This window comes from Enterobacter sp. ECC_219_Taxon_10, assembly GCF_058354905.1.
The window spans coordinates 1,617,549-1,640,717 of record NZ_CM178005.1; the positions used below are offsets into that span (position 1 = coordinate 1,617,549).

Annotated in this window: 23 protein-coding genes; 18 read left to right on the forward strand and 5 right to left on the reverse strand. The window is 55.2% G+C overall.

The features are described from left to right. Window positions 1-3: 3 nt before the first annotated feature. From artI to AC4ICF_RS07720, 3 genes are all read right to left on the reverse strand, one after another. Window positions 4-735 (reverse strand): arginine ABC transporter substrate-binding protein ArtI, encoded by a 732-nt coding sequence (artI, locus tag AC4ICF_RS07710; RefSeq protein ID WP_008500032.1) that lies wholly within the window; start codon window positions 733-735, stop codon window positions 4-6. A gap of 19 nt (window positions 736-754) precedes the next feature. Next, entirely contained in the window at window positions 755-1,483 is a 729-nt protein-coding gene (gene artP, locus AC4ICF_RS07715; RefSeq protein WP_116341046.1) for an arginine ABC transporter ATP-binding protein ArtP, read from the reverse strand. A 226-nt stretch (window positions 1,484-1,709) separates the two neighbouring features. Then, window positions 1,710-2,228 (reverse strand): lipoprotein, encoded by a 519-nt coding sequence (locus AC4ICF_RS07720; RefSeq protein ID WP_116341044.1) that lies wholly within the window; start codon window positions 2,226-2,228, stop codon window positions 1,710-1,712. A 96-nt stretch (window positions 2,229-2,324) separates the two neighbouring features. Between AC4ICF_RS07720 and AC4ICF_RS07725 the strand changes: the two genes are divergently transcribed. The 3 genes from AC4ICF_RS07725 to AC4ICF_RS07735 all read left to right on the forward strand — a co-directional run bounded on the left by AC4ICF_RS07725 (window position 2,325) and on the right by AC4ICF_RS07735 (window position 4,371). Continuing rightward, window positions 2,325-2,648, forward strand: coding sequence for a heavy metal-binding domain-containing protein (locus AC4ICF_RS07725; protein WP_028012516.1), 324 nt, complete (start codon window positions 2,325-2,327; stop codon window positions 2,646-2,648). After that, on the forward strand, window positions 2,645-3,475 hold the full coding sequence (locus AC4ICF_RS07730) for an N-acetylmuramoyl-L-alanine amidase (RefSeq protein ID WP_116341041.1): 831 nt from the start codon (window positions 2,645-2,647) through the stop codon (window positions 3,473-3,475). Before AC4ICF_RS07725 ends, AC4ICF_RS07730 begins: the two co-directional genes overlap by 4 nt. Before the next feature lie 272 nt (window positions 3,476-3,747). After that, window positions 3,748-4,371 (forward strand): helix-turn-helix domain-containing protein, encoded by a 624-nt coding sequence (locus AC4ICF_RS07735; protein ID WP_316380018.1) that lies wholly within the window; start codon window positions 3,748-3,750, stop codon window positions 4,369-4,371. On the opposite strand, the gene AC4ICF_RS07740 is transcribed toward AC4ICF_RS07735, so the two are convergent. Together AC4ICF_RS07740 and AC4ICF_RS07745 are read right to left on the reverse strand one after the other, a co-directional pair. Then, entirely contained in the window at window positions 4,372-4,998 is a 627-nt protein-coding gene (locus AC4ICF_RS07740) for a type II secretion system protein GspB, cryptic system variant (RefSeq protein ID WP_116341038.1), read from the reverse strand. Next, window positions 4,998-6,554 (reverse strand): ExeA family protein, encoded by a 1,557-nt coding sequence (locus AC4ICF_RS07745; RefSeq protein WP_316380019.1) that lies wholly within the window; start codon window positions 6,552-6,554, stop codon window positions 4,998-5,000. The genes AC4ICF_RS07740 and AC4ICF_RS07745 overlap by 1 nt, the downstream gene beginning before the upstream one ends. Window positions 6,555-6,854: 300 nt before the next feature. Between AC4ICF_RS07745 and gspC the strand changes: the two genes are divergently transcribed. The 15 genes from gspC (at window position 6,855) to AC4ICF_RS07820 (ending at window position 23,105) form a co-directional block, all read left to right on the forward strand. Continuing rightward, window positions 6,855-7,586: a type II secretion system protein GspC gene (gspC, locus tag AC4ICF_RS07750; RefSeq protein ID WP_116341034.1), complete on the forward strand. Its 732-nt coding sequence runs from the start codon at window positions 6,855-6,857 to the stop codon at window positions 7,584-7,586. Window positions 7,587-7,599: 13 nt separating this feature from the next. Beyond that, a complete protein-coding gene (gspD, locus tag AC4ICF_RS07755; RefSeq protein WP_116341032.1) occupies window positions 7,600-9,528 on the forward strand; it encodes a type II secretion system secretin GspD in 1,929 nt (642 codons plus the stop codon). Between the two features lie 14 nt (window positions 9,529-9,542). Beyond that, the gene (gspE, locus tag AC4ICF_RS07760; RefSeq protein ID WP_439209910.1) at window positions 9,543-11,021 is read left to right on the forward strand and encodes a type II secretion system ATPase GspE; all 1,479 of its coding nucleotides are present in this window, start codon (window positions 9,543-9,545) and stop codon (window positions 11,019-11,021) included. Then, window positions 11,021-12,229 (forward strand): type II secretion system inner membrane protein GspF, encoded by a 1,209-nt coding sequence (gene gspF / locus AC4ICF_RS07765; protein ID WP_166710589.1) that lies wholly within the window; start codon window positions 11,021-11,023, stop codon window positions 12,227-12,229. Before gspE ends, gspF begins: the two co-directional genes overlap by 1 nt. A gap of 3 nt (window positions 12,230-12,232) precedes the next feature. Continuing rightward, complete coding sequence (gene gspG, locus AC4ICF_RS07770) at window positions 12,233-12,682, forward strand: type II secretion system major pseudopilin GspG (protein WP_006809430.1); 450 nt, start codon at window positions 12,233-12,235, stop codon at window positions 12,680-12,682. Next, window positions 12,682-13,167 carry a type II secretion system minor pseudopilin GspH gene (gspH, locus tag AC4ICF_RS07775; protein ID WP_166710593.1) on the forward strand — a complete coding sequence of 162 codons (486 nt, stop codon included), beginning with the start codon at window positions 12,682-12,684 and terminating at the stop codon, window positions 13,165-13,167. The genes gspG and gspH overlap by 1 nt, the downstream gene beginning before the upstream one ends. Next, window positions 13,160-13,540 carry a type II secretion system minor pseudopilin GspI gene (gene gspI / locus AC4ICF_RS07780; RefSeq protein WP_116341024.1) on the forward strand — a complete coding sequence of 127 codons (381 nt, stop codon included), beginning with the start codon at window positions 13,160-13,162 and terminating at the stop codon, window positions 13,538-13,540. Before gspH ends, gspI begins: the two co-directional genes overlap by 8 nt. Continuing rightward, complete coding sequence (gene gspJ / locus AC4ICF_RS07785; protein ID WP_316380021.1) at window positions 13,537-14,178, forward strand: type II secretion system minor pseudopilin GspJ; 642 nt, start codon at window positions 13,537-13,539, stop codon at window positions 14,176-14,178. The genes gspI and gspJ overlap by 4 nt, the downstream gene beginning before the upstream one ends. Continuing rightward, a complete protein-coding gene (gene gspK / locus AC4ICF_RS07790; RefSeq protein WP_316380022.1) occupies window positions 14,175-15,185 on the forward strand; it encodes a type II secretion system minor pseudopilin GspK in 1,011 nt (336 codons plus the stop codon). Before gspJ ends, gspK begins: the two co-directional genes overlap by 4 nt. A 15-nt stretch (window positions 15,186-15,200) precedes the next feature. After that, window positions 15,201-16,334, forward strand: coding sequence for a type II secretion system protein GspL (gene gspL, locus AC4ICF_RS07795; RefSeq protein ID WP_316380023.1), 1,134 nt, complete (start codon window positions 15,201-15,203; stop codon window positions 16,332-16,334). Next, the gene (locus AC4ICF_RS07800) at window positions 16,331-16,816 is read left to right on the forward strand and encodes a type II secretion system protein M (protein WP_316380024.1); all 486 of its coding nucleotides are present in this window, start codon (window positions 16,331-16,333) and stop codon (window positions 16,814-16,816) included. Before gspL ends, AC4ICF_RS07800 begins: the two co-directional genes overlap by 4 nt. Further along, on the forward strand, window positions 16,813-17,610 hold the full coding sequence (locus AC4ICF_RS07805) for a prepilin peptidase (protein ID WP_316380025.1): 798 nt from the start codon (window positions 16,813-16,815) through the stop codon (window positions 17,608-17,610). Before AC4ICF_RS07800 ends, AC4ICF_RS07805 begins: the two co-directional genes overlap by 4 nt. Before the next feature lie 255 nt (window positions 17,611-17,865). Continuing rightward, window positions 17,866-20,598: a glycosyl hydrolase family 18 protein gene (locus tag AC4ICF_RS07810; protein WP_316380026.1), complete on the forward strand. Its 2,733-nt coding sequence runs from the start codon at window positions 17,866-17,868 to the stop codon at window positions 20,596-20,598. A 108-nt stretch (window positions 20,599-20,706) separates the two neighbouring features. Beyond that, entirely contained in the window at window positions 20,707-21,147 is a 441-nt protein-coding gene (iagB, locus tag AC4ICF_RS07815) for a type III secretion system invasion protein IagB (RefSeq protein WP_116341012.1), read from the forward strand. A 131-nt stretch (window positions 21,148-21,278) separates the two neighbouring features. After that, window positions 21,279-23,105, forward strand: a complete 1,827-nt coding sequence (locus AC4ICF_RS07820; protein ID WP_163328555.1) for a chitinase — start codon at window positions 21,279-21,281, stop codon at window positions 23,103-23,105. The last annotated feature ends 64 nt before the right edge of the window (window positions 23,106-23,169 follow it).

A 23,169-nucleotide genomic window follows, 5' to 3' on the forward strand; every position in this document is an offset into this window, starting at 1 on the left:
GAATTACTTCTGGAACCATTTTTTGTAGATGGTTTCGTAGGTGCCGTCTTTCTTCACTTTTTCCAGCGCAGCGTTGAATTTCTGCTGCAGCTCGGTGTTGCCCTGACGAACGGCAATCCCCAGACCGGTACCGAAGTAATCCTTATCGGTCACTTTGTCGCCCACTGGCGCCAGTTTGTCGTTGGCTTTCAGCCACTCGGTCACGACAGCGGTATCACCAAATACGCCGTCGATACGGCCATTCTGCAGATCCAGCTTCGCGTTCTGGTAGCTGTCATACGGAACGGTGGTGATTTCCGGGTGTTTATCCATGATGAATTTCTGGTGCGTGGTGCCGTTCTGCACGCCCACTTTCTTGCCTTTCAGCTGATCGACAGAGGTGAATTTACCTTTCTGACCAATAAACAGGGCGGAGTTGTCATAGTAAGGGGTGGTGAATAGCACCTGCTTTTCACGCTCAGGGGTGATGTCCATACCGGCCATGACGGCGTCAATACGGCGGAACTTCAGGCTTGGGATCAGGCTGTCGAACGCCTGGTTGCTGAAGGTACAGGTTGCATCGATCTCTTTACACAGGGCGTTTGCCAGGTCTACGTCGAAGCCAACAATTTTATTGTTCGCATCAATGGACTCAAACGGAGGGTAAGAGGCTTCCGTGGCGAAACGAATAGTCTGGGCTGCGGTAGCGGAAAGGGTAACGCCAGCAAGCAGCACGGCAAGTAATACTTTTTTCATTATATTTCCCCTGACACAATCAATGAGATAAATAGTTTTTGAAGGCATCGGTTTGCGGGTTCGCGAAGCAGCTCGCGTCACCTTGCTCAACGATGTACCCGTTTTCCATGTAGACCACACGGCTGGCGGTTTTACGCGCCACTTCCACTTCGTGGGTAACGATGACCTGCGTGATATTGGTTTCCGCCAGCTCGCGAATAATGCTCACGATCTGGGCAGTGATTTCCGGGTCCAGCGCCGCGGTCGGTTCATCAAACAGCAGTACCGCAGGCTCCATCATCAGCGCGCGGGCAATGGCTACGCGCTGCTGCTGACCCCCGGAGAGGTGCAGCGGATAGCGGTCGCTGTAGGGCTTAAGGCGCAGACGCTCCAGCAGCTTTTCGGCACGCGCGATGGCCTGCTCCTTGCTTAACCCCAGCACGCGGCACGGGGCTTCAATCAGGTTTTGCAGGACGGTCAGATGCGGCCAGAGATTGTATTGCTGGAAGACCATGCCGACGTTTTGACGCAGCTCGCGAATCGCTTTATCTGACGGGGTTTTCGCGAAATCAAAATGGTTACCGGCGATAGCCAGCGTACCGGAACGGGGCATTTCAAGCAGATTAAGGACGCGCAGAAGGGAGCTTTTGCCTGCACCGCTTGGGCCAAGTAAAACCAGCGTTTCGCCTTCTGGGCAGTTCAGCGTGATGTCAAACAGCGCCTGGTGTGCGCCGTAGAAGCAGTTAATGCCGTTTAGTTTAATACTCATCGGGGCAGTCTTTACTCATCCAGGCAATCTATAGCAATTGAGGCCGCAGATAGTACCGTTGACAGAATAGTTATGCAATATTTCTGCGTTAAAAGTTAAATATAACCCGTATTTCCTCTTAAACATAGCACAAAATAGCGAACGGCAAGGTCGGCGAGTATAAATGTCGGCATTCCGCACGAAATGCCGGACATTTTACGGGGGTAACATTTTTATCACTGATGATTTAGCGGTTCTCAATCGACTGGCGCAGCGTGCCGGCCGGGGCATGAACGCTGCCGCCGATGTAGCGCACGTCGTCCACCGCCCAGCACTGGCCTTCACGGATCATCAGCACTTCATCCTGCCAGGTCTGGGTTCCCTGGGTCAGCTTCACGCGCAGCGGAATGTTCCGCGCATCGGTGTTCGGGATGGTTGACGCGCTGGCCACCTCGGCGCTGTCCGGCAGCGTGGCGCGGCTCGAGAACGGATCGGATTTCAGCAGAGCGTTATGCTGCGGATCGCGGGTGGCGTCGTTGAGCAGTTTTGCCAGGTTATCGCTCAGGTACGGGCGCAGGGCGGTCAGGTCATTCCCGCGATGCTGAATGCGGTAATCATAAAATTGTTGCGCCACGGTATCCGGGCCGCCGTCGATGCAGGGGCCGCTGCGGGTACCGATATCCTTAAAGGCTGGCGTGACCGTGGTGGTACAGGCGCTGAGCACCAGCGCGCAGGGCACTAAAAGTGTTAAAGCAGAGTAGCGCATGTTGATTTCCTTATTTATTAACTATCCTTTCAATCATAGCGTAACGAACCGATAATGCTGTGCCTAAGGCATTGAACGCTAAAGAAGGAGAAAAGAATGCAGTTTTCAACAACGCCAACCCTGGAAGGACAAACCATCACCGAGTATTGCGGCGTGGTTACCGGCGAAGCGATTCTCGGCGCGAACATTTTCCGGGATTTCTTTGCCGGCATTCGTGACATCGTCGGTGGACGCTCCGGCGCGTACGAAAAAGAGCTGCGTAAAGCGCGAGAAATTGCGTTTAAGGAGCTCGGCGAGCAGGCAAAAGCGCTGGGCGCGGACGCCGTTGTGGGAATCGATATTGATTATGAAACCGTCGGCAAAGATTCCAGCATGCTGATGGTGAGCGTAAGCGGCACGGCGGTGAAAACCCGTCGATGAAGCGTTCGCTTTCAACGCTCCTGCTGGCGATGTTGCTGGCAGGATGCGCCCCGGAAAAAGGTATCGTTGATAAAGGCGCCTACGAGCTGGATACGCGCCATCAGGCGCAGGCGGCCTATCCGCGTATCAAGGTGCTGGTAATCCACTATACCGCCGATGACTTCGACACCTCGCTTGCGACCTTAACCGACAAAAACGTCAGCTCGCATTATCTGATCCCCGCGAAGCCCCCTGCGCCGGACGGCAAGCCGCGCATCTGGCAGCTGGTGCCGGAGAGCGAGCTGGCCTGGCATGCCGGCATCAGCTTCTGGCGCGGCACCAACCGCATCAATGATACGTCTGTCGGCATTGAGCTGGAAAATCGTGGCTGGCAGAAAACGGCCGGGGTGAAGCATTTTACGCCGTTTGAGCCTGCGCAGATTGCGGCGCTGGTGCCGCTCGCGAAAGATATCATTGCCCGCTACAGCATCAGGCCTGAAAACGTAGTGGCCCATTCGGACATTGCGCCGCAGCGCAAAGACGATCCTGGCCCGCTGTTCCCGTGGCGGGAGCTGGCTCAGCAGGGGATAGGTGCATGGCCCGATCCCGCGCGCGTGGCGTTCTATATAAACGGACGACCGCGCTTTCAGCAGGTAGATACCGTCGCGTTGCTCGATGTGCTTGCGCGCTATGGCTATGACGTGCCGGTTAACAGTACCCCGGCGCAGCAGAAACGCATCATCATGGCATTCCAGATGCACTTCAGGCCTGACCTGTGGAACGGCATCGCCGATGTTGAAACGATGGCCATAGGTGAAGCGCTCTTAGAGAAGTACGGGCAGGGGTAATCCTTCGGAATACCCCGAATCAGTTGTTTTTCCTGAAAACCCTTCAGATTAATCTTAAGTACAAACTCAATTCATTTTTAGTTAATTGACTTAAAATTATCCGGATTTAAGATAGACACATAGCTTGCTAACTAATGCAGCAAATAAATATATCGCATTCAGTTCTTAATTTTTCTCCTTGAGAACATCTTCAGAAAAATTTTCGAAGATTAAGGCTTTTATTGCCTTGGTCCTGCATCTTTAAAATTTCATATCTTAAATCGGGTATAACAATGTTAAGCATCTACGCAAAAAAATTACGTCCGCAACATGAAATGGAAGCCATTATTTCTGCAACCTCAGGTTTTGAAGAGAAAACCTTAAAGAAATGGCAAAAAATATCTACGTCTGATTCGCAATATATCCATGTTATCGTCAGCGGCGAAGTGGAATTCCGACGCGAATCCGACGAGCTGTGCATGTTCACGGTAACGGGTCAGTGCATTTTTGGTCTCGCGGCTATGTACTACAACGCGACCCACATGTACGGCCTCGTTCGCGCCAACACCGTGGTGCGCTCAATCAAAAAAGAGGTCTTCGCGCAGTTGATGACCGATAAAAACTTATGGCCTGAACTGACCAAAGTGCTCTCCTGGTACATTTGCATGCTGAGCAAACGCGACGATGTGCTGGTTGCCCGCAGTGCTTATTCTGTCGTACGTGAATTTTTGTACGAAATTAACGATCTAATTGTTCATCATCAGCGCGATATCAATATTTATGATTATATTCAGGAATACACGAACCTGGCGCGCAGTACCATTATTAAAATCCTCTCCGATCTGAAAAAAGGTCAGTATATTGTCGTGGAAAAGGGTCGACTCCTTAACCTGACAACGTTGCCTGAAAAATATTAACTACTCCAGCCGGTCTCCTTTCTTACTCAAAGGTGACCGGGGATCCACTTTCTGCAATGAACCTTTCTGCGAATTATCCTGCGTCTCGTCAACCGGCGGCGCGGGAATTTTGCCTTGCGAATAATCCTGCTCTTGTTCTTTTAATGCCTGCTTAAATAATTCGGTTATTGAGGCATCGTCACCGCTCGCGCTGGCGGGTACCGCATCGTGCGCTTCGGTTCCGGGTAAAGTATCCCGCGAGGTATCGTGCGGCACGCCGCCGTCAGGTGCCTGCTGCCAGTCAGCATCATCGCTGTTGATGGGCAGATCCTGCATGGCGGGAACATCAGCGTGTACCGGCGCGGGTTTCGGATGCGGATGCGGGAACGGCTTACTTACATACACGTAGTGCATATCTGAAAGCTGTGTTTCGGGTTTCGCGACGCTCGCTTTAACCGGTTCCGGCACAGGATGGCGCAGGTTCCAGTAAACGTGCGCGTACAACCCTGCCATGACCATGGCGCACAAACCTAACGCCCATAAAAGGGTATTACCGCAAATTTTTCTCAGGCTGGGGAAGCGGTATGAAAACCAGACCGCCTCCCCGGTGACGTAGCTGCGCTGAGCCGCAAGACAGATGGTAGACATTAGGAATGCTTCTCCTGCGTTTTGGCGTCTGATGTGGCCTGGAGCAATACGCTCGGCGTGGTATGGGTTTCACGCATGAGCTGCATCAGCGTGTCTTCCCCAGGAATGCCATCCACGTGCAGATTCATTTTTTGCTGGAACTCGCGGGTGCGTTTCATCATCTCCGCCGTCCAGGTCTGAGCATGGGTTTCAGGCTGGGCAAGAGCCAGGCTCAGTTGCTGATCCAGCCAGCCCATGTCTTTCGCATCGCTGGCGGCACTGATGGCGTCTTTACCTTCCGGCGTCAGGCGGTGCAGCTGGGTATAGTTCCCGGTCGCATGCTGGTTAAACCAGCTGCGGCTTACCTGCCAGGTGCGGTTGTTCATCAGCAGGTCGATAGAGGTATCCCCAACGCGGGCGACCACGGCGTAGTTAAGATGGTCACCGGTTTTAAGTTCGCTGACCCACGGATAACCCTCTCGTGCCAGCGCGTCCGGCGAGGCGTTGCCCTGTTTACACATCAGGTTCACCTTCGCGGCGTTTTGACACAGGGCGTCATCCGCCGAGGCGTCGTACCCCCACATCAGGTAAAGCTGGTGCATCGCATCCGGCTGATTAACCATTTCGTTGTCGATAACCGGCACCGCGGGCGCCTCAACTTTTGGCGCCTGCTGTTTCCAGCTGACGGGCACCGGCAGTTGAACGGGAAGTTTTGCGGTGATCGAGGAGGTTAAATACCAGCCGCAGGCGGCGAACAGCACGGAAGCGAACAGTCCCACGGTTGCCAGGCGCTTACCGTGTTTTTTCGCAGGAAGGATCTCACCGGCCGCCAGGCGTAAATGACGCGGGCTGACCTGTAGCGCACGTTCGGTCCAGGCGGCCAGCATTGACAGGTGTGCCAGTTCATTCAGCTTGCTGATATTCCCTTTGGTCAGCGCGTGCATCTTACGCACACGCGCCGGCGTAAGCGGCGAGTTCTCGCACCCGTGCTCTTCACACTGCGCCTGCACATAGCTGAGAAATTCCCGGCAGGTCAGGGGACGTAACGTGTGGCGGGTATGCGCATATTCACGCAGTTCAGATTGCTGCATCAGAACGGCGTCCTGATCCTTCGTGCCCATCAGCACCACGGCCAGGCGAAACTCCAGCTCCTGGGCGCGCGTGAGCAACATACCCAGCACCTCGCGGCAGCTCTCTTTCATGGCTTCGGTATGGGTAATGACCAGCACTTTCGTTCTGGCTTTCCCACCCTGCCACTGCTGCAGCACCGCATCTACCGCCTGAATCCGGTTCTTGTTCTCTTTCGTTCCCGGGTTGAGCTTGTACAGCAGGCTACTGGCGCTCAGTTTTGGAAACGCGTTGATGGCAAGAACGCCGGGCGTCGCGGTTTTCAGCGCATGGCTGAACTGACCTAACAAACGGGCGTCGTCACAAAAGAGACCGCTCACGCCCGCCTGTTGGGTTTTCTCTTTCAGCAGGTTGAACACGTCCTGATGATAGGGCACCAGAAAATCCCCGGATGAGCGGGCGATCTCCCTGAACGGCGGGTTTTTAAAATGAAAGTGGCTCTGATACATAACGACTTACCGTCTCTGATTAGGAATAGCAACAGGACGAGAAAGTAAAGCAACGCTATAGGGTGGTCAATTTGCGTGCAGGGTAAAAATATCCAGTGGATGATGCCTAACATCTGGATTTTATACGGTCAATATTTTTCTTTATGAAAGTTAGCGGCAAAGTCAGTGGTCGTATTTACAGCAGCTAATTACTATTTTCTCACATATTGGCGCAGCACGACGCTGCTTATTTTCGCTTTGTTAAAGGCCAGATGAAAAATGAGGTTCTCATTTCTGTCACGGTGGATAACGCCTTGCATTATGTTTGCGCTGTTAATTTTTTGCGGCCAGCAAGGCTATCTGACGTTTAAAGATTATAAAAAAGTTACGAATAAGTTGGCTAAATCTGATGAACAGCCACTGAAAAATCGTCGTGAAGAAAAAAAGTTCACCCTTTTCACGGCTGCGGTGCGTCAGGACAACTTACCGACTGCGACGAAAGCCCCGCTGGCAGCGGAGATAGAAGGTATCGTGCGTAGCGATGACGCCTGGCTTTCCTTCGCGGTTATCAAAACGCCGGGGGGGGAGAAGAGCTATCGTGAAGGCGAGCCTCTGACTGGTTTTAACGATGCGTTTATTCAGGAAATTAACAAAGACAATGTGGTGGTTAATTACGAAGGTGCTACGCAGGTACTGGCGTTAAATAAGCCTGACTATTTTAAGGGCGGCGTTGACAGCGGCCCGGTAACCAAATCGACGAAAGATGCAGGCGCGGAAAGCGTGCATCTGGATGATTATCTGGTGCTCAAACCGTTAATCGAAAAAGGCCAGCTGGAAGGCTACAACATTAATCCAAGGAATGCCTCCTCGTTCTATAGCCATTCCGGGCTACAAAAGGGCGATGTGGCGGTAGAAGTTAACTCTGTCGATATGACCGATGAAGCAAAGGCAAAAAGTATTATTGCCAACTGGTCGAAAATGAAAGAAGCGGAGGTCGTCGTCAGACGTCACGCTCACCTTGAAAATATTCGGGTCAATGTTCTAAACAATTAACAAGTGTACAGACATGAAGAAATTTCCTTGGGCGTGCGTGGCGCTGACCGCATTGTCGTTATATTCCAGTTCGCTGCTTGCAGCCAACTTTAGCGCGAGCTTTAAAAATACCGATATCCGCGAGTTTATCGATACGGTAGGCCGCAATCTTAACAAAACCATTCTCGTCGACCCGTCCGTTCAGGGCACGGTGTCGGTCAGAACCTATAACGTGCTGACGGAAGATGAGTATTACCAGTTCTTCCTGAGCGTGCTGGATCTGTATGGTCTGTCGGTGATCCCGATGGACAACGGGATGGTGAAAGTGGTGCGCTCAAGCGTAGCCCGCACCGCGGGTGCGCCGCTGGCCGACAGCAAAAACCCGGGCAAGGGCGATGAGATCATCACCCGCGTGGTGCGCATGGAAAATGTGCCGGTGCGCGAGCTTGCCCCGCTGCTGCGTCAGCTTAACGATGCCACCGGTATCGGGAACGTGGTCCACTTCGAACCGTCCAACGTGCTGCTGTTAACCGGTAAAGCCTCGGTGGTTAACCGCCTGGTTGACCTGGTGCAGCGCGTCGATAAAAACGGTGTTCAGCGTCGCGAAATTGTGCCGCTGCGTTTTGCTTCCGCCAAAGATCTGTCGGATATGCTGAATAACCTCAACAACGAGGAGCAGAAAGGGCAGAACGCCCCGCAGCTGGCCACAAAAGTGGTGGCCGATGACGAAACCAACAGCCTGGTGATCAGCGGCCCGGAAGACGCGCGCGCGCGTACCCGTTCCCTTATTCATCAGCTGGACCGTGAGCAGAACAACGAGGGGAATACCCGCGTCTTCTATCTCAAATATGCCAGCGCCACCAAAGTGGTTCCGGTTCTCACCGGGATTGGCGAGCAGCTGAAAGACAAGCCGGGCACCGCCAAAGCGAAAACCGCGAGAGCCTCAACGGATCTGAATATTACCGCCGACGAGTCAACCAACTCCCTGGTGATCACCGCGCAGCCTAACGTGATGAACTCCCTGGAGAAGGTGATCGACAAGCTGGATATTCGTCGTCCGCAGGTGCTGGTGGAAGCGATCATTGCTGAAGTGCAGGACGGCAACGGCCTGGATCTCGGCGTGCAGTGGACCGGCAAGCACGGTGGCGTACAGTTCGGCTCCACCGGCCTGCCAATCAGCCAGATTAAGAACGGTACCATGAAGGGGGCGAGCTTCACCGGCCTGGCGACCGGCTTCTTTAACGGTGATTTCGGCGCCCTGATGACCGCGCTCTCTACCGACGGTAAAAACGACATTCTCTCCACGCCAAGCGTCGTTACGCTGGATAATAAAGAAGCGTCGTTTAACGTCGGCCAGGACGTGCCGGTCCTTTCCGGTTCGCAGACCACCAGCGGCGACAACGTCTTTAACTCCGTTGAGCGTAAGACCGTCGGTACCAAGCTGAAAATTGTGCCGCAAATCAACGATGGCGACATGATCCACCTGAAAATTGAGCAGGAAGTGTCCAGCGTTGACAACAGTGCAACGGAAGACGCCAGCCTCGGCCCAACCTTCAACACCCGCACCATCAATAACGAAGTGATGGTGCACAGCGGTCAGACGGTGGTGCTTGGCGGCCTGATGGAAAACGTCACCAAACAGTCGGTCTCCAAAGTCCCGCTGCTGGGCGATATCCCGCTGGTCGGGCAGCTGTTCCGCTACACCTCGCAGGATACCTCCAAGCGCAACCTGATGGTGTTTATCCATACCACCGTCCTGCGTGACGACGAAAACTACAGCGCGGCGTCGAAAGAGAAATATGACCAGATCCGCGTTCGCCAGATGCAGCGCGCGGAGGAGAAAAAGCTCGGCATTCTTGAACCGGCGGATAACGCCGTTTTACCCGCGTTTCCGTCTGCCGGCACCAGTACCCACGCCGCTCCGGTGAAAACCAGCGCGACGCGCAATCCGTTTAAAGAGTAAGGCGGAGGGGCAACGTGGACGAACTGAGTAAAACTCTGTGTAGCAGCAGCTACGCAAAAGATAACGGCGTTTTATTTTATAACAATGACGTCTATATCCGTGATGACACTCCGGCATTTGCACTGCTGGAGGTGCGCCGGGTGCTGGGACGCGCGTTCGTCCCGGTCACCCTGACGCCGGAAGCGTTTGACGAGATGCTGGCCAAAATCTGGCAGCAGAGCAGCGGCGTGTCGCAGCAGCTGGTAGACGACATGGACGCGGACATCGACCTGATGGCGTTAACCGAGGAGATCCCGGACAACGAAGATCTGCTCGATAACGACGAAAACTCGCCGGTGATCCGCCTTATCAACGCCATTCTCGGCGAGGCGGTGAAAGACGGCGCGTCGGATATTCATATCGAAACCTTTGAGCGCACGCTGAGCATTCGCTTTCGCGTCGACGGCGTGCTGCGCCCGGTGCTTCAGCCGGCGCGCAAGCTCGCGCCGCTGCTGGTGTCGCGTATCAAGGTCATGTCGAAGCTGGATATCGCCGAGAAGCGCCTGCCGCAGGATGGCCGTATCTCCCTGCGCATTGGCCGCAAGGCGATTGACGTGCGTGTCTCGACCATTCCGTCCCAGTACGGCGAGCGCGTGGTCATGCGTCTGCTCGACAAAAGCAATCTGAAGCCCGACATCAACAAGCTGGGGCTGATTGATGAAGAGCTGGAGAAGTTAAAGGGGCTGATTGACCGCCCGCACGGCATTATCCTGGTCACCGGGCCGACAGGTTCCGGTAAAAGTACCACCCTGTACGCCATTCTTTCGGCGCTGAACGGTCACGAACGCAACATCCTGACCGTCGAAGACCCGATTGAATACGAGCTGGAAGGGGTGGGGCAGACGCAGGTTAACCCGCGCGTGGACATGACCTTTGCCCGCGGGCTGCGCGCCATTCTGCGTCAGGACCCGGACGTGGTGATGATCGGGGAAATTCGCGACGGTGAAACCGCGCAAATCGCGGTGCAGGCGTCGCTCACCGGTCACCTGGTCATGTCTACGCTGCACACCAACAGCGCCGCAGGGGCGATTACGCGTCTGCGGGATATGGGGCTGGAGTCGTTTTTAATCGGATCATCGTTGCTCGGTGTCATTGCCCAGCGTCTGGTGCGCCGGCTGTGCACGCACTGCCGGACCACCAGTCCGCTGGACGCCAATGAAAAAGCGCTGTTCGGCTTTATGGACGCGCCGCCAAAAGCAATCTACCGCGCGGTGGGCTGTGAACACTGCCGCCAGAGCGGCTATCAGGGCCGTGCCGGTATTCATGAGTTCCTGGTGGTGGACAGCACCATGCGCCGCGCCATTCATGAAGATAAAGACGAAATGTCGATTGAAACGCAGCTTTTTAAGCAGGCCTACAGCCTGCGTGAAAACGGGCTGCTGAAGGTGATTAGCGGCGTGACTTCTCTGGAAGAGGTGATGCGCGTCACCGCCGAGCGTGGGGGGGATGCGTAATGGCCTTCTACGCCTGGACGGCGACGGATGCCGCGGGAAAAACCCAGCGCGGTACGCTGCAGGCCGAGGGGCAAAAGCAGGTTCGCCAGATGCTTCGCGAGCAAAAGCTGATGCCCGTCAGCATCACCGAAACCCGTGAAGCGGCGTCCGCCGGAAAAGCAAAAACCGGGGCAAAGCTCTCAACGCCGGTGCTGTCGATGTTTACCCGCCAGCTTTCCACGCTGGTCAACGCCGCGCTGCCGCTGGAGAGTGCGCTGAAGGCGATCTCTAAGCAGACGGAAGACAAAAAGCTGGCAGCGATGGTGGTGGAGATCCGCGAGAAGGTGGTGGAAGGGCACACGCTGTTTGACGCCTTCAGCCAGTTTCCGCGCACCTTCGACAAGCTCTACTGCACGCTGGTGATGGCCGGTGAAAAGACCGGCCACCTGGGCGACGTGCTGGAGAAGCTGGCGGAGTACAACGAGCAGCGCCAGAAGATGAAGAGCAAGCTGACGCAGGCGATGGTCTACCCGATCACCCTGACCGTGGTGGCCATCGCGGTCATCAGCATACTGCTGGTGGCGGTGGTGCCGCAGGTGATCGAGCAGTTCACCCACATGAAGCAGCAGCTGCCAATCACTACCCGCACGCTGATTGCCGTGAGCGATTTCCTGCAGGCGTACGGCATCTATATTGTGGGCATCCTGGGGGGCGGCTTTATCGGCTTTAAAACCTGGCTCAGAAATGTCAAAAACCGCTTTCGCTGGAACAGCTGGCTGGTGAACGGTTCGCCAATTAAAAAGCTGGTGTGCGCCATCAACAGTGCCCGCTATATCCGCACCCTGAGCATTCTGCAAGCCAGCAGCGTGCCGCTGCTGGAGGGGATGTATATCGCAATGGACGGTATCGAAAACCTCTACGCCCGGCAGGTGCTGGAGCAGGCGGCGGATACCGTGCGCCAGGGGGCATCCCTTTACGCGGCGCTTGAACAGGCGAAATTATTCCCGCCGACCATGCTGTATATGATTGCCTCCGGCGAAGAGAGCGGGGAATTAGGTAATTTAATGGACCGCGCGGCGGAAAACCAGGAATCGGCATTACAGCATCGCATTACATTAACGCTGTCGGTATTTGAACCGGCGCTGGTGGTATCCATGGCAACGATTGTTTTATTCATCGTACTGTCAATATTACAACCGCTTCTGCAACTTAATAATATGGTAGGTTAAATCATGGCTTTAAAACGTAAAAACCTGGCGCGCCAGGCGGGCTTCACGTTGCTCGAATTAATGGTGGTGATTGTTATTCTCGGCGTTCTGGCGAGTATGGTAGTGCCAAACTTAATGGGGAATAAAGAGAAAGCGGACGAACAAAAAGCGACCAGCGATATTGTTGCGCTCGAAGGTTCACTGGATATGTATAAGCTGGATAACCACCGCTATCCGACCACTGAGCAGGGCCTGCAGGCGCTGGTGACCAAGCCTGAAATCGCGCCAATTCCGAACGGCTACCGTGCCGATGGTTATATCCGCCGTCTGCCGCAGGACCCGTGGGGTGGAGATTATATTCTGGTGAGCCCGGGCGAACACGGCGCGGTCGATGTCTTCTCAGCCGGTCCGGACGGTGAAGCGAATACCGCCGATGATATTACGAACTGGTCTCTCGATAAGAAAGAGAAATAATGAATAAACAACGCGGCTTTACGTTGCTGGAAATTATTCTGGCGCTGGTGATATTTGCCAGCTGCGCCATGATGGTAGTGTCAACAATACCTTCACGCAGCGGTGCGGATATATTTGGCCAGCAATTAAAAGCCCTCGTTGATTATGGTTCAGACCGTGCGGTGATGGACGGAAATATTGTCGGGCTGGTGATTACCACGGATAACTATCAGTTGGTGACGCTCGAAGATAAAAATGGCGAACGTCGCTGGGTGCCGTTATCCGCGGGGCGAATTACCACCAAAGGCGATTTCCCGGAGGAGATGCACGTTTCGCTCTCGCCGCAGCGCCTTGCCGCCACGGTAACCTCTGACCCGCAGGTGCTCTTTTTACCGGACGGCGAAATCAGCCGCTTCACGCTGACGCTGCAAAGCTACGACAAACAGCACCATTTCCGCGTGGTGTCGCAAGGCGCGGCCCCGGTATCGGTAGAAAACGATGGCTAACGGCAATAAAAAGCAAAAGGGGATGACGCTGCTGGAGGTAATGGTCGCGCTGGTGATCTTCTCCACCGCCGCGCTGGCTCTGATGAACTCCGTCACCCTGAACGTGCGTTTCACCCACGGTCTGGCCGAAACGCTGCAGGCCAGCTGGGTGGCGGAAAATCAGCTGGCGGAAGCGCAGCTCACGAAAACCGACTTCCCGGACGCCGAGGAGCAGGGGACGGAAATCATGGGCGGGCGCAGCTGGAACTGGCGCAAGCAGCGGGTAAAAACCGCCGACAACGTCTGGGCGAACGCGATTCGCGTCTACGCGGAAGGCGACGACAGCCAGCCGGTTATTGCCCTGCACATCATTCCGCCGGGAGAGAGCAAGTGAAAAAAACGCGACGCCAGCGCGGATTTACCCTGCTGGAGATCATGATTGCCCTGACCATCTTCGCGGTGATCAGCACGCTGGCCTGGCAAATTCTGGACGGCGCGATGCGCACCAGTTCGGCGACGGATGCCAGCGCCGCAAAGCTCAACCAGCTGCAGCGGGCCTGGAATCTGATGGAGCGCGATTTTTATCAGCTTCAGGCGCGCGCGCCGCGTAACGAGCCGGAACTGTTTCGTCAGGAGGGCGATGCCCTTGAGCTGACCACCCTGAACGGGGTGAGTGGAACGGTTCAGCTGGAGCGCGTGCGCTGGCGGCTGGAAGAGGGGCGTCTGTATCGCGACGTCTGGCCGGTGATTGACGGCCCGGCGGACGTTAAACCCGATGAGGTGCCGATTGTCAGCGAGGTGAAATCCCTGCAGTGGCGTTTTTACCGTCAGGGCTGGCAGAAAAGCTGGAGTGACGCGGCGCATCTGCCGGACGGCGTGGAGCTGACGCTGACCATGGAAAACGGCGACACCTGGCGCTGGGTCTTCACGACCCCGGGCGATATGCCTGAAGCGGCTGCGCCCGCCGCTGCGTCTGCGCCACCACCAGCACCAGCACCAGCACCAGCACCAGCACCGGAAGCAAAATCATGAGTGCATTACGTAAACAAAAAGGGGTCGCGCTGCTGGTGGTGCTGATCCTGCTGGTCATGATGTCGGCGCTGGCCGCCAAAATCAGCCAGCAGTTCTGCCGCAACCTGCAGAAAACCCATTACCAGGTGAGCCAGCAGCAGCTGCGCTGGGCGATGCAGGCGCAGGAAAAGGTGGTGAAAGACCGCCTGCAGGCCGACGCCAGCGGTGAAAACAAGGCCCTGAACCTTGAAGGCGACTGGCATCAGCCGCTGGAAACCCGGGGCGAAGATTACACGGTGGTCAGCCAGGTGGAAGACGCGCAGGACTGCTTTAACGTCAACAACCTGCTGGCCGCAGAGAAAATACCGCAGGGGCAAAACGCGCCCGCGGTGCCGGAAAAACCGCGTAACGAGCAGATTGTTGAACAGATCCTGACGGAAAGCGGCATCAGCCACGCTACGGCGGAAGAGGTGTATCAACAGCTGGTGGACTATCTAGATGGCGACGCGACGACCGCCAAAGACGGTGCAGAGAGCGATGCCTGGGCCGGCGTCGTGCCTGCCCGCCAGCCCGCAAACCAGATGATGCGCACCATTGCTGAGATCAAACAGCTGCCCGCGTTCCCGGCAGCGGCATACCCGAAGGTGAGCAAGCTGCTCTGCGCGCTGCCGGACTCTGCCAGCAAAGTGGATGTGAATACCCTGAAACCGGAGCAGGCCGCCTTACTGGCCGCCCTGTTCCCCGGAAAATTAACGGAAGATGACGCCGTTCGCCTGATTGATTCGCGTCCAGAAACCGGCTGGGAAAATATGGAAACCTTCAGCAAGGCGCTGGAGCAGACCTTCCCGCAGTTGAAAGACGATCTCCCGCAGGTGGCTGAGCTTCTCTCCATCAGCAGCCGGTATTTCCGGGTGAACTATACCGGCAATACCGATGAATTAACGCTTCGCGTGGTTAGCCAGCTTCAGGTCAATAACGAAGCCGGTGAGATCGTGACGTGGCAACGTCGTTACCGAATGATTGAATAAGAAAAGTAGATCGCTATGAAACAGGTACTTTTTGTTCGTCCCGATAACCGCGAGGGCGGGAAAATTATGGGGTGTGTCTCCGGCAGCCAGCAGGTTGAGACGCTGGAGAGCCTGGACGCACTGGCGGACCATCCACTGGCGTCCCGTGTTTGTCTGCTGCTGCCCGCCAGCAGCATGATCTTCCGTCATTTTACGCTGCCGAAAAAAGTCGCCTCTCAGGCGACGGCGTTCTCCTGGATGGCGGAAGAGACGCTGATTGGCGACGTGGATAATCTCCACTGGACGGTGCTGAACAAAAAAGGTGCCGAAGTGGATGCGGTGGCGATAGACGCCGATCTGCTGCGCGGGTGGTTAAACCGCTGTCAGGAGGCGGGGTTAAAGGTGATTCAGGTGCTGCCGGATGCCTGGCTGCTGCCCGTGACGGCTGGCGGAAGTACCCTTGTCGCCCTGGATGACAGCTACTGGCTGCGTTTATCACCGCATATTGCCAGTGAGATGGAAGCGAGCCTGCTGCCGCTTCTGATGCAGAAGGCCGGAGAGGGGGAGGTGTGCTGCTACGGTGAAGTGCCTGCCGGCGTCGCGGTCGACATCGCCCAGCCCTGGCAGCATCCGCTGGTGCTGATCCAGCCCCAGTGGCAAGCCTGCCGCGTCACGCTCCTGCACTGCGAATTCAGCGCGAAAGCGGGCTCGGGGAAAGCCTCGAAGGGCATCAAAGCGACAATTGCCGCGGCGGGTTTGCTCTCTCTCGGCCTGTTGCTGGGCCCGCGCGTCGCCATGGCCTGGATGCTGGTGCAGCAGGAAAATCAGCTTCAGCAGGAGATCCTGCAGGTTTATCAGCACCATTTTCCGAGCATGCGCCAGCAGACCAATATCAAATATCACTTTGGTCAAAACATGAAAAAGCAGAGCAAAGGGGTGTTTCTGCAGCTGGAAGATCTGGAGAAAGCCAGGCAGGCCGTACCCGCGCTGGAGATCACGCTGCTCGAATACGATGCTCAGCAAAACACGCTGACGCTGAGCGCCAGTTCGCAAAGCCAATCCGCGTTGCAGACGTTTGTAAACCAGGCGGGGGAATATTTTGATTTCACCTTACAGCCTGTTTCGACCTCTGCTCCTTATACCGCCATGATCGCAGGGAAATATAAATGAAAGAGCGAATCACGCAGCTTAAGTCTCGTTACCAGAATTACAGTGCCAGGGAAAAAATTATTCTGAAAATATGTGCTGTCGCGATAGCGGGGGGGGTTATTTATTACGCGGGAATGGTTCCGCTGGATAATATGATTCAGAACAGTAAGGCCACGCTGAGCAGACAAAAAGAGACGCTGAACTGGATGCGCAGTGAAATAGATAAAAACCATCTCCAGGTCCAGATTGTCAAAACGGATAATCCGCGCACGGTGGTGGAGAACAGCGCCCAGGAAATTCATCTGCCTCTGACAGACGTGCGTCAGGATGGGCAAACCTTATCGTTCGTGGTCAGTCGCGTAAATGTCTATGAATTAAAGAGCTGGCTGCGGGAAATAAACCAGACCTCCGGCGTCAGGCTGCAGAAAATGAACCTCACGCCGGTCGATCGCCTCAGCGATGTGAAAGCGGAAGTCCAGCTCACCTGGAGCAAAAAGGCATGAACACGTTCGCGCTGATGCGGGACGTATACCCGGTGGGGTTCCCGGTAATGAGTGCGATCTTCGGCAGTATTATCGGAAGCTTTCTTGGGGTGGTTGCCGAACGCGTGCCGGGCATGGTGATGCAGGAGGAGAGGGGCGGTAATCTGCTCTTTCCGGCGTCGCACTGTCCGGTGTGCCAGCACAGCCTGAGCGCCTGGGAGAATATCCCGCTGGTCAGCTGGCTTGTATTACGCGGGCGCTGCCGCCAGTGCAGAACGGCTATCCCCTTGCGGCTATTTTTAATCGAACTTTTTTCCGCGCTGTTTTGCGGCATCACCGCCTGGTGTATGCCAGACATCCTGTCCCTTTTCGCCCTGTGGCTGCTGGCCGCTTTTTTGCTGCCCCTGGCAATGATTGACTGGCGGCATCAGCTCCTGCCGGATTGTCTGACGCAGCCTCTGCTGTGGGCAGGATTATTGTTCCATGCGTTTGACCACCAGATGCCGCTGCGCGATGCGCTGTTCGGTGCGGTCGTGGGCTATCTCTCCCTCTGGCTGCTCTACTGGGCATTCCGTCTGATTACCGGGCGGGAAGGGCTGGGATATGGCGATTTTAAGCTGCTGGCGGCCCTGGGCGCCTGGTGCGGCTGGCAGGCGCTGCCTTCAATTGAACTCGCGGCAGCGTTGAGCGGTATTGTGGGTTATTTCACCTTAAATAATTTAAATAAAAATAACCTCACTATTTCTTTCGGACCGTATCTCTCATTTGCTGGAATAGTGGTGTTTATTGGACAGCAGTTTGCTTTCATATTTTAAATATACAGGTCAAGTTTTTTTATAAATTTTTTTGATGGTGGAAGAGAAGGACGTCTCTTTGCGCTCAGTGTATCGTAAGGGATATAAGCTACACGGAATATGGGCTTGTATCTTTTTATGGAGGAATACAACGCAGCAAAACGTTTTTTGTCACGGTTTTCAGGTTGGTTAAATACGCATTACGCGAAACGCATCCATGTTCTCAAGGAAGGCATGGGTTATTAACGTTACGAATAAATTTATCAGGAAATAAAAATGAAATTTATGAAGCCTAAATATCTGGCGCTTTTTGTTGCAGCCGCAACAAGCTCAGTATTTGCAGCGGCACCCGGTACGCCTACTATTAGCAGCGGTAATGACAAATTTGCGCTGGTAGAAGTAGACCAGGCTGCACAGGACTATAACAGCCTTGTCAAAGTTCACCCTGACGGCGTGGACGTGAAGGTTGAGTGGAATGTCTGGAGTGGCGACGCGCCAACCTCAGCGAAAGTGCTGCTGGACGGCACCACGGTCTGGTCTGGCGCGGGCAGCGCGTCCGGCTCTGCCACCTTCAAGGTAAAAAAAGGTGGACGCTACCAGGAACAAGTTGAACTTTGTAATGCCAGCGGCTGCACCAAAAGCGCCAGCAAGCTGATTATCGTTGCGGACACCGACGGTAGCCACCTGCTGCCGCTGAACGCGCCGATGCTGGAGAACAACAAAACCTTCGCACAGCATACCGATAAAGTGGTCGGTGCCTACTTCCCCGAGTGGGGCGTGTATGGCCGTAACTTCCCGGTTGATAAAATCCCTGCGGCTAACCTGAACCACATTCTGTACGGCTTCATTCCAATCTGCGGCGGTGACGGCATCAACGACAGCCTGAAATCTATCGAAGGCGGTAATAGCTTTGAAGCCCTGAAGCGCGCCTGTAACGGCCGTCAGGACTACACCGTGGCGATCCACGATCCGTGGGCAGCCCTGCAAAAGCCACAGTCCGGCGTCTCTAACTGGGACGACCCGTACAAAGGCAACTTTGGTCAGCTGATGGCGCTGAAAAAAGCGCATCCAGGCCTGAAAGTTCTGCCATCTATCGGCGGCTGGACCCTGTCTGACCCGTTCTATCAGATGAACGATCCGGCCATTCGCGCCCGCTTTGTCTCCTCAGTGAAAGAGTTCCTGCAGACCTGGAAATTCTTTGACGGTGTAGATATCGACTGGGAATTCCCGGGCGGCGGCGGTGAGAACGCGGCGCTGGGCAACCCGCAGCAGGATAAGGCAACCTACACCGCCCTGATGCACGACCTGCGCGCGATGATGGATGAACTGTCTGCGAAGACGGGCCGTACCTACGAACTGACCACCGCGATTGGTTCCGGTAAAGACAAGATTGAAGATGTGGATTACACCACCGCGCAGCAGTATCTCGATCATATCTTCCTGATGAGCTACGACTTCTACGGCGCGTGGAGCAACACGGTGCTGGGTCACCAGGCGGCGCTGCGTGCACCAGCATGGCGTCCAGATACCGACTACACCACCGAAAACGGCGTGAATGCGCTGCTCCAGCAGGGCGTACAGCCTGGCAAAATTGTGGTGGGTGCGGGCATGTACGGTCGCGGCTGGACCGGCGTACACGGCCAGACGGGCGACAATCCGTTCACCGGTACCGCAACAGGACCTGTTAAAGGCACCTGGGAACCGGGCGTGGTGGATTATCGTCAGATTGTGAACGAGTACAAAGGTAAGCCAGGCTGGGAATACGGTTACGATGCTGACGCGGAAGCGCCTTATGTCTTCAACAAGTCAACCGGCGATCTGATCTCCTATGAAGATGCGCGCTCTGCCGCTGCGAAAGGTAAATACGTTCTGGCCAACAAACTGGGCGGTCTGTTCTCCTGGTCTATTGACTCTGACAACGGCGACATTCTGAACGCCATGAACGAAAGCCTGCTGGGCAGCTCTACGCCGGTTGAGCCTGTGGTGACCAACCACGCGCCAATCGCGTCATCGACAGACCAGACCATCTCCGGTCCGGCCACTGTTACGCTGGATGGCTCCGCCTCAACCGACCCGGATGGCGATGCCATTACCTACAAATGGACCCAGATTTCTGGCCCATCTGTGACCCTCACCAACAGCACCAAAGCGAAAGCGACCTTCAACGTTGCGGCTGCTACCAGCGATCAGACTCTGGCGTTCCGCCTGACGGTGACCGACGCGAAAGGCCTGAGCAACGCGATTGATGTGCAGGTTGTGAACAAAGCGCCAAAAGCGAACCAGGCACCCGTTGTGAATGCAATGGAAGCGGTAACGCTGCAGGCGGGTGAAACCTACGCTTTGCATGCGCAGGCTGCGGATCCAGACGGTGATGCACTGACCTACGCCTGGAGCGTTCCAGCGGATATGCACGCGACCGGTACCGACACGGCGAACGTTAACATCACCGCACCGGAAGTGAGCTCCGCCTCTTCCTACACCCTGAGTGTTGTGGTGAGCGACGGTAAAACCAGCGTGCAGTCTAACGTCCAGGTGACCGTGAATCCGAAACCGGCTGACGTTACGCCGCCTGCTGACGATGTTACGCCACCTGCTGATGATGTGACGCCTCCAGCGGACGACGTTACTCCTCCGGCTGATGACGTTACACCACCTTCTGACGAAGGATCTGCAACCGGCAGCTGCGACGCGCCTGTTGATGCTAACGCCAGCAAGTATGCCGCGTGGGATGCCAGCAAAATCTACAACAATGGCGATACCGTCAGCTTCGACCATCTGGTGTGGAAAGCGAAGTACTGGACGCAGGGCAACCAGCCTGGCTTCGGTGTGGACGCATGGGAACTGGTCAGCGACGTGAAGATGAACTGGCGTTCTGACCTGGTCTACAACGGCGGTGATACCACCACCTACGAGGGCAACGTTTACCGTGCCAAATGGTGGACTCGCGGTGATAACCCGGCTAACAGCGATGTATGGGTGAAAGAAGGTCCTTCAACAGACTGCAAATAATATAGCCCGATAAACACTCACCATCCCCGTGAGGGATGGTGAGTGATTCAAAATTCATTTTACAGGATGTTGCTAAGGAGAAATCACTGACGCTTACAGCAGGTAAAAATGAAAAAGGTAATATTGTTGTTATTAATAATAAGCCAAAGCGCACTGGCAAATTGTTGGGACAGAGCAGCGCACTATTATCATGTCGATCCGTATTTATTGTATGCCATAGCCAATGTTGAATCCGGTATGAATCCGTATGCGGTTGGGCAAAATCATGACGGCACGCGTGATGTCGGGCTGATGCAGATTAACAGTACACATTTTACGGAGCTGGAAAGCAGAGGCATTGACGAATATCGGCTGATGACCGAACCCTGTACCTCCATCATGGTCGGCGCCTCCATCCTTTCAGGGATGATCAAGGTGTACGGCTATAACTGGGAAGCGGTAGGTGCCTATAACGCCGGTTTAAAAAAAGAGAATTATCCGCAGCGAATGAAGTATGCGCATAAGGTCTGGAAAAAATATCAACAGTTGAAATTAGCGGCGCAATATTAAGGTTTTTTATTTTTGAAGAATTCCCGAGGGTGTTCTTCGAAAAGTGAAAACAGCTGTCTGTGGTTTATTTATTAATGGATTAATACATAAGCCGGGATTTATCTTTAACTTCAATTAACAGGAATACTGAAATGAATAAAAGGACGTTACTGAGTGTACTCGTTGCCGGCGCATGCGTAGCACCGTTTATGGCGCAGGCTGCCTCGCTGCAGGCGACCACCAGTGAACCATACACCATGAAAGCCAGCGATCTGGCGAAGAAAGAGAAGGAATTGACGGATTTCCCGCTGATGGCCTCCGTTAAAGAGACCATCAAGACTCTGGACAACGCTCAGGTTGAACTGATTGAACCAGGCCGCGCGGCGAACCCGGAAAACGTGAAGCGCGTTGAAGGGATTGTGAAAGCCAGCGACTGGGAATACCTGTTCCCGCTGCGTGCTCAGGCATACACCTACAGCAACTTCCTGAAAGCGGTAGGTAAATTCCCGGCGCTGTGTAAGACCTACAACGACGGCCGTGACAGCGACGCGATCTGCCGCAAAGAGCTAGCAACCATGTTTGCTCACTTTGCCCAAGAGACCGGCGGTCACGAAAGCTGGCGTCCTGAAGCCGAATGGCGTCAGGCGCTGGTGCACGTGCGTGAAATGGGCTGGAGCGAAGGCCAGAAGGGCGGCTATAACGGCGAATGTAACCCAGACGTCTGGCAGGGCCAGACCTGGCCGTGCGGTAAAGACAAAGACGGCGACTTCCTGAGCTACTTCGGCCGCGGTGCGAAGCAGCTGTCCTACAACTACAACTACGGTCCATTCTCTGAAGCGATGTACGGCGACGTGCGTACGCTGCTCGACAAACCTGAGCTGGTGGCGGACACCTGGCTGAACCTGGCGAGTGCGATCTTCTTCTTCGCCTACCCGCAGCCGCCTAAACCAAGCATGCTGCAGGTTATCGACGGCACGTGGCAGCCGAACGATCACGATAAAGCCAACGGTCTGGTCCCTGGCTTCGGCGTGACCACCCAGATCATCAACGGCGGCGTAGAGTGCGGCGGCCCGACTGAAATTGCCCAGTCGCAGAACCGTATCAAGTACTACAAAGAGTTCGCGAACTATCTGAAAGTGCCCGTTCCGGCCAATGAAGTGCTGGGCTGCGCCAACATGAAGCAGTTCGACGAATACGGTGCCGGTGCCCTGAAGATTTACTGGGAACAGGACTGGGGATGGAGCGCTGATACGCCGGACGGTAAGACCTACTCTTGCCAGCTGGTGGGCTACCAGACGCCGTTCAGCGCCTTTAAAGACGGTGACTACACCAAGTGCGTGCAGAAGTTCTATAACGTCAATATCGTAAACGATGACGGCTCTGCCGTAACGCCGGACGAAACCCCGGTAACGCCAACGCCTTCCGAAGATGAAACGCCGGCACCGGCACCAGCGCCGACGCCGGATGAAACCCCGGCAGAGCCTGTAGTGGCAAACCATGCACCGGTTGCGCATATTGCGGGTCCAATCGGGGCTGTTGACGCGGGCGCACAGGTCTCTCTGAGCGCCGAAGGTTCTACCGATGCCGACGGCAATAAGCTGACCTATACCTGGCGCTCTCAGGACGGCCAGACCGTGACCGGCGAAGACAAAGCGGTAGTGACCTTCACTGCACCTGAGTCCGCAACGGCGCAGCAGATTGAAGTGAGCCTGACCGTCAGCGATGGCGAGCTGAGCAGCACCACCTCATATCTGCTGAACGTGAAGGCGAAAGCGACCCCGTCTCAGGACGAAGGCACTTCCGGCTCTTACCCGGCGTGGAGCGCGAACAGCAAGTACAACGCAGGTGATATCGTGAACAACCACGGTAAACTGTTCCAGTGCAAACCGTTCCCGTACAGCGGCTGGTGTAACAACGCCCCGGCATACTATGAACCAGGCGCAGGTCTGGCATGGTCTGATGCCTGGACGGCATTATAAACAGCAAACGGCAACCGAAAGGTTGCCGTTTTAGTATTTGCACTTTCCCCTCACCCTAACCCTC